Here is a 1,271-nt window from a genome sequence, read left to right on the forward strand (position 1 = left end):
GGCGACGGTGAAACTGCCGCGGTCGGGATCGATATCGGCGCGGTCCAGGGTGGTGTCGCTGATCGCGATCCGCAGCGCCTGATACGTGATCAGCAGGGCGTAGATCTCTTGCGTGACCCCGGCCGGGGTGCGTGAGCGCAGTACCCGCCCGCCCATGCTGGTGGCTTTGAGCTCGGCGAACGCGGTCTCGATCTCCCACCGTTGGTGGTAGAGCTCGACGATCTCGACCGCAGGCACGGCCGTGTCGAGCACGGTGGTGATCAGCCGGTAGGTCTCGGTGCGGCGGCCGTCGCTGGTGGTGATCGTGACCTGGGCGGTGATCACCCGGACCTCGACCCGGCCGATGCGGGAGACGAACGATCCGTCGGGCAGGGCCCGGCAGACCGGGAGCCGGCGGTGGTTCTTGACCCGCACGAGCATGTCGGCGCCGGTCTGGGATAGCGCGGCGATCCAGGCCGCGGCGGCGAAGTTCCGGTCGGCCAGCACGATCATCCCGGTCCGGGTGGAGCGCAGCAGCTGGTGGGCGTAACCGATCTCGCCGGTGCGGTCGGTGCCGAACACCGCGTCGATGATCGTGCGGGTGCCGCAGGCGACCAGCGCCAGGACCCGGACCATCGGATACCCGGTGCCACCGTTGTGGCCGCCGCCCTTGCTGAACTGGGTGAGGTTCGCCGGGGTGTCCGGGCAGCACAGGATGGTGCCGTCGACCGCGGTGACCAGCCGGCCTCGCCAGAACACTCCCGGGCGGCTTGCACGGGCGGTACCGACCTGCACGCAGCCGGTCTCTGCGCCGCGCAGCAGGTCGAACAACGCCCGCAGCGGCACCGCGCCCACCCGGACCCGCGCGGCGGCCAACGCGCTCGGGCTCGGCCTGGCGACCGCGAGCTTGTCCAGACCTGCGCACAGCCGTGTCCAGACTTGTGACAGGCCGACCTCGGTGAACAACCCGGCCGCGAGCAGGAGATACACCACCACACGTGAGGGCAGCACCCGTAGCCGTTGCTGCATCCTGCGGGTCTCGGCCAGCGCGGCATCGACCATCTCGAAGGGCACGATCTGAGTCAGCTCGCCGAGATGCCCCGGGGCGAAGCACCCGCCCGCCACAGTGACGACACGGGTCATGACAGAATTCGCAGTCAGCGGAGCTCCTGGTGAAGAGGCTGTCTTGGAGGACGACCTCTCCTACCGGAGCTCCGCACCTATTTCCGGCACCAACACGCCGACAACAACATCCTTGACCAGCAGACAGACCCGCTAACTGAACGGCTTTG

Annotated in this window: 1 protein-coding gene; it reads right to left on the reverse strand. The window is 68.8% G+C overall.

The genetic code is table 11. The features are described 5' to 3' along the window. On the reverse strand, positions 1-1,122 hold a 1,122-nt coding region (locus ISP_RS45605; protein ID WP_265049888.1), incomplete at its 3' end, for an IS4 family transposase. Between the last annotated feature and the right edge of the window lie 149 nt (positions 1,123-1,271).

The organism is Amycolatopsis mediterranei, assembly GCF_026017845.1.
In the GTDB taxonomy this organism is placed as follows: domain Bacteria; phylum Actinomycetota; class Actinomycetes; order Mycobacteriales; family Pseudonocardiaceae; genus Amycolatopsis; species Amycolatopsis mediterranei.